The sequence below is a fragment of the Tenacibaculum sp. genome, assembly GCF_048269885.1.
Taxonomy (GTDB): domain Bacteria; phylum Bacteroidota; class Bacteroidia; order Flavobacteriales; family Flavobacteriaceae; genus Polaribacter.
The window spans coordinates 1-5,762 of record NZ_JBLWTZ010000049.1; the positions used below are offsets into that span (position 1 = coordinate 1).

The 5,762-nt window shown below is 31.1% G+C and carries 4 protein-coding genes; 2 read left to right on the forward strand and 2 right to left on the reverse strand.

Translation table 11 applies throughout. From position 1 onward, the window contains the following. The first annotated feature begins 248 nt into the window (after nucleotides 1–248). The gene (gene arfB, locus ACN0WY_RS17275; protein WP_417801178.1) at nucleotides 249–650 is read left to right on the forward strand and encodes an alternative ribosome rescue aminoacyl-tRNA hydrolase ArfB; all 402 of its coding nucleotides are present in this window, start codon (nucleotides 249–251) and stop codon (nucleotides 648–650) included. A gap of 106 nt (nucleotides 651–756) precedes the next feature. Here the strand turns inward: arfB and ACN0WY_RS17280 are convergent, their stop codons facing one another. Together ACN0WY_RS17280 and ACN0WY_RS17285 are read right to left on the reverse strand one after the other, a co-directional pair. Further along, nucleotides 757–2,991, reverse strand: coding sequence for a restriction endonuclease (locus ACN0WY_RS17280; protein WP_417801179.1), 2,235 nt, complete (start codon nucleotides 2,989–2,991; stop codon nucleotides 757–759). Nucleotides 2,992–3,148: 157 nt separating this feature from the next. Next, on the reverse strand, nucleotides 3,149–4,102 hold the full coding sequence (locus tag ACN0WY_RS17285) for a hypothetical protein (RefSeq protein ID WP_417801180.1): 954 nt from the start codon (nucleotides 4,100–4,102) through the stop codon (nucleotides 3,149–3,151). Nucleotides 4,103–5,233: 1,131 nt separating this feature from the next. On the opposite strand from ACN0WY_RS17285, the gene ACN0WY_RS17290 reads away from it, so the two are divergent. After that, entirely contained in the window at nucleotides 5,234–5,599 is a 366-nt protein-coding gene (locus ACN0WY_RS17290) for a hypothetical protein (protein ID WP_417801181.1), read from the forward strand. The last annotated feature ends 163 nt before the right edge of the window (nucleotides 5,600–5,762 follow it).

Consider the following 5,762-nt stretch of genomic DNA (forward strand, 5'->3'; position numbering starts at 1 on the left):
CTGTTTTTACAGGAACACAGTAACACCTATTAAAGTAGGTTGACTAAAATTTTAAAGCTGTCAATTCGAGTGAATTTTGCGATTGAAAAGAGCATAATTTGTATCGAGAATTCTGGACTTAGACGCTGGAATAGTTCTCGATAGGGCTGCTGAGCGTAGCCGAAGTATAATTTTTATCTCGTTAACACTTGATAAAAACCACTCGAACTGACATTGGAAGTTAATTCCTTAATGCATTCACAAACACTATGAACAAAGAACAACTACTAAAAGAACTCAACTTTAAAGCCGTACGAAGCTCTGGTGCGGGCGGACAGCATGTAAACAAAGTATCTTCTAAGGTAGAATTAAGTTTTACTATTGAAGACTCGTTAGGACTCTCGGACAAAGAAAAAGCACTACTCCTTAAAAACTTAGCCAACAGACTCTCTAAAGAACATACACTCATACTAAGCTCACAAGAAAGCCGCTCACAACACCGCAATAAAGAATTGGTTACCGAACGCTTTTTTAACCTCTTAGCACAAGCCTTGGTAATACCTAAAGTACGCAAAGCTACCAAACCTAAAAAAGCAGCGATTGCCAAACGTTTGGATGCAAAAAAACAACAAGCTGAAAAAAAAGAAAACCGAAAAAAATTTCGGTTTTGATTTTATAAAATACTTTACTTTAAAATAAAGTAGATTTAATGTTCTCCAACGTTATGTGTATGGTGCGTATCCCGAAGGGTATGCAATATACACTTTGTTGTCTGCTTTATCTTTCAAAAGAATTGAACATATCATTTATTACTGCAATGTCTTTTTCTTCCGCACTTTGAATAGCCCGTTGTTCTCGCCAATCATCCTCATCAAAGTGTCCATTATATTCTATTTCATCAATTTCTTCCCTTATTCGCGAAACTTTTTCCTTTAAATCAAACTGACAGACATGTTCTATTTCTTCATAGATTTCTAATTTTTCGTGAGGGTCAATATCAGAGCTATCTATATTATCAATTACACTAATAATAAGGTCATTGACAACATCTTCATTCTCTTCAATATAAGTTTCAAACAGTTCTTCATTGATATTCCCAAGATCATAAAGAGATGTTAGTTCTTCTGGCTCTTCTATTACGCCTATTAAATGATCAATAATTTTTAATATATCTATTTTAAAATCGCCTTTAAAATGAATTAGTAGCTGAATGTATTCGAGAATACCAACCATTATTAAGTCACTGTAGATTATCTCATCGAATTTTGTTTTGATGAGTGAATTAATGGACGAGCTCAAATTCACGTTTTTCACAATCCAGTGTAGTTTAAAAATTATGTTCTCAACATCATTTCGATTCGCATAAAATGAATTAAAATCAAATTTTAGCAAATCGAAGTCATTAATCAGCCTTGTTTCGAGAGCAGAGCTAAGACTTTGATTTAGCTCCAACTTATTTATAGATTGGAACTCATTTCTTGTGATGAAAATTCTCAACAAGGGTTGTAAATATTGAGCACTTTCAATAATTGTTTTTTTAATTTGGTCTTCATTTGCAATGTAATAGACCAAAAAATCTTGTATTGATGGATTTTGGTAATCAACCAAATGACCAGCACCCCTTTTGTCTTTATTAATTTTTATGAAGGTGTTTTCAAGTTCTTTAAGGCTTTTTTTGAAATCTATACTACCAAACGAGGTGACGCTTAAATAAGAAGGTGAATTAATATATTGTTTAACTGAATCATAGAGAATATTTATCTCAATATTTCCTCCCAGAAACAGAAGGTTATACATTATTACCCTAGATAATTCAGAGATTGTATTTTCAAATGCATGCTCCCAGACTCTATTAGGATTGTTGAAAAACTCTAGAATTTCTTTTGGGAATTCTTGGGAGGTACAATTTTTCCATTCTTCATTATTTGTAATAGTCTCAATAATTCTTGGATTATAATTTTTATGCTGGATTATCTTTATTAATGCATCTTGTTTGATCAATTCACTGATATAATCTTCTGTTATGTCGCTAAAGAATAGATGATTGTAAAGAATCTTTCCTTTGACCAAATCGGTGTATTTAGAAAGGTCAATTATACATGTTTGAAAGTTAAAAGAATCAAATAAGTCAAACTTCTGTCTTGCTTGGTTTAGAATATATTCTCTAGTAGTAAACACAAGAAATTTAGCCTCTGACTTCTTGATTTTCTTAATGAATTTTATGATTTGCTTTTCTTCATTTGTGTCGATTGTATTTTCTAGAAAATTTCTTCCTAAAAAATCATCAAAAAGAAACACTTGACTTTTAGAATCATCAAACTTAGTATATGCAGGCTCTATACTATCTGATAAATAAACGAATTCATCTACTCCTTTTGCTAATAAATCAAATGAAAGCATTTCTGCTAAAGTTGATTTACCAATTCCTGGTATACCAGATATAACAACATAGTTTTCTTTTTTTAAGATTTCCTTTGCTTCTGGAAAACTGTTGTTTTGAACGTAAAGTTTGACCTTTTCCTCAATTTCGTCCAGCTCAAATTTACTTTTATTAATTATGTTTTTATGTAAAATTGTATTTAAGACATCCACACTTGACATCCATAATTTGTAATGGTTTTGGGCAATTTCCTTATAAATATCAAGTAGATTATTAATTTCACCCTCACCCAATATATCTTCAGTTGATTTGATATAAGGGCTAAAGGTGTTAAAAATGTATTTTTTTCTATCGGGGTTTAACTTAGCAGTAGTAACAAAAATATATCTATCTGGAGACAGCTTCTTTACACTTTCAGCTTCCTTTAGAAGCTTTGATTTTAGTGAAGAATATTCCTTATATCGTTTACACTGAATTATGGTATTACCCGTAATTGAACATCTAAGATCAATTCCTCCATCAGCTCCATCACAAAAAGATTCGATAAAAGTTCCTAGGTGCTTTTGTAAGATATCTCGTGTTAGAATTTCAAATTCATATGAAGAGAGGTTAAGTAGATTATAATTTGTCATTTAGCTATATTATTGCCAACGTGTTTGTATAAGATTAGTTGCGTGTTTTAATCACCTAATTTAGCAATTACAAACCGAATAGAAAATCCGCGAGGTTTTTGTAAGCAGGCTTGCACTAGCAATTAATTTTATACGGTGTTGGCAACTGGCTTTATGCTTAGAATGGATAACTATATTTAGTAACTATTCTAAAATTTCTATCTAATTTGTCAGCTTCTGAAAACACGATTAATTTTTTATTTAGTAGATTATAAACAAATAAATCTTTCAAGTCATCAATAGTATTGTCATTATAAAGATGAAATATCTTTGAGTTAATGAACCGAACAATTCTATTTTGACTTATAAATTTAGAATGTAAAAATTCGTAAACGTTATATTCGTTGAAATCTCTTTCCAATTCTTTCTCTTTTAAATAATCTAAAAACTCCTTTGTTAATTTTGGTGTTTTTATGAGTTTAGATGCTTTTTTTATTTGTTTTTGTTCGAAAAGCATCTTACCATAAAAGACAGGTATCAAAATTAGAATTGAAAAAATTGTGAAGTTAAGTGTACTTTCCTCGAATGGTGAATATTTAAATATAAAATTTGCAATTTCCTCAACTTTCGTTAGAACTCCCGTTATTAAAGTTAATATGAATATTATTCCCAAAGAAAGTAAACTCTTTTTGGTCGGTTTATATTCTTTTATTAATTCTTCGGTCTTTTTGTCAACGTAATCTTTCTTTAATCTTTTATTTTCTTTTCTGATTCTTTTAATTAAATATTCGTTCGATTTTATTTCATTTTTTAGTTTTTCAATTTCTTTTTCAAGATGAACAGTTGATTGTTTTAAATCAGTTATTTCATAGTCATTCTGAAATATTGAGAGTTCATTAGCAGGCTTTTGCTGTTTTTCAAGCTCAATATACTGTGATAATTTATCAAGTAATGAATTTATTTTTTTAAACTTTTCTTCCGCAACTTCTTTTAAATTTTCATCAGTAAATTTATCAGGATGTTGAGTTGTTCTGTATTTGTGAAGTAAATCATATAATCTTGTAGAAGGTATATCATCAGATATTCCTAATTCGTCTTTTACTTCTTGAATGATACTGTTCGTAATTTCCATTAATTTTTTTCAGCTTGTTGCCAACTCGTTATATACCAAACTTTAGTTCTTTATCTCGAAAAGAACATGGAATATCATAAGGTTTAGCAATTTTTCACGCCATCAAATATATTAAAACCAATACTTTATAAAAAGTAAAGTTATCAACGAGTTATTGTTATTTGTCAATTAATTATAAGAAGCTAATTGCTCTTACAATTCTTGCGAACCTAATACAAAGTGTGAAAACATTCTTACGGAATCCCATAAGCTCCCTTTTTTAGGTTATAAAAGTTGTTTTTTAGAGTAGTAACGGCTCTTTATATCACGGTTTTAGGTCACTGATATCACGGCACGCTCCGTTAACACCACAGCATGGGTCGCTGATACTACGGCACGCTCCGTTAACACCACGGCACGGGTCGCTGATATCACGGCTATCCTCCCACTCTCAAATCTGTATGGATTCAATCCAACGCTCTCGGTCTACGTACTAACGGATTGTCACTTCGATACAACACACAAAAAAATGTCAAACAAATGTAACGACAGCTATAGAATTATTTTTGAAAGACAAATTACTTTGATTAAAGAGACTACTAAAAAAGTACCTCGTCATAAGCAGACAAACCAAAAATAACACCGCAAGAGCCGTTAAAATTAAAATCTGTTTGAGCGATAGCGAGTTATTTTAATTTAGGGTCGAGGATGATTATTTTTGAGTGTAGGCAGGTTAAGACTAGATTTTTTGCTTCTTTTTCATCAATGGAAAAAGAAAAATAGCTTAGAAAAGATTATTCTATGTAAAATCTAAATCGTTAAGAAAAGATGTCAATGATAGATAACACAAAAAAAGTATTCGCAACTAGTATAAAAGATACACTTCTGATTGTCTGCCTGTTAAAAAAAAGCAAAAATTGACCATCGCATTTGTTTTTTATACCCCAACACTATAATTTAGAAGTGGTTAAGAAAAAGAAACTAACAAAATGCTATGATTGTATTACTAAAACTATCTAATTTTTTATGGAATTTTAACTAGTGGCAAGGGGCTCTCCTGCTGTTATAATCTTGTTGTTTCTAAGAATTACCTAAGGGTACGTGTTTTACGCATCCCTAAAAACACTCGTGTAACTTAAATTAAATATTAATATGGAAGCAAGAAGAAAATTCAAAGGTTCAGATGCTTTTTTAGCAGAAAGCGCACGTACAATTTACAACCTATTTACGCAAGATTTGGAGCGTTTTACCGCTTTCAATACCCGATTTACGAGCGAACATCAGATTGATGCGGCAGATACGGTAGTAACCGATGTAAGTACCTTGGCAAAACAAGGGGTGGAAACACAAAAGGTGTTGATAGAAATGCAAAATGCAAGTCGTGTGTATCATCGTATAAAAAGTCATGCTATGTGGGCTTTTCCTGATAATCCTGCGGTATTAAAGGAGTTTACAACTGGTTATAGAGATGCGAGCAAGAATCAGCCTAAAATTAATCAATTGCTACTTCCTTTTTAAGCAAGTTCAATATAGTAAATTCAAACAGAATAGAAAATCCTAGCGGATTTTCGTAAGTAGCTTATACTAACAATTAATTTTATACGGCTTAAGTTAGCAATTGTTTAAATTTAGTAATAAAAACCAGAAAGAAAAAAGCGTAGAGTAAGGTTATGATATACGT

What these genes read in the sequence shown, in the direction of transcription:
- arfB (WP_417801178.1), top strand. Translation starts at nt 249, where the DNA reads ATGAACAAAGAACAACTACTAAAAGAACTCAACTTTAAAGCCGTACGA.
- ACN0WY_RS17280 (WP_417801179.1), bottom strand. Translation starts at nt 2,991, where the DNA reads ATGACAAATTATAATCTACTTAACCTCTCTTCATATGAATTTGAAATT.
- ACN0WY_RS17285 (WP_417801180.1), bottom strand. Translation starts at nt 4,102, where the DNA reads ATGGAAATTACGAACAGTATCATTCAAGAAGTAAAAGACGAATTAGGA.
- ACN0WY_RS17290 (WP_417801181.1), top strand. Translation starts at nt 5,234, where the DNA reads ATGGAAGCAAGAAGAAAATTCAAAGGTTCAGATGCTTTTTTAGCAGAA.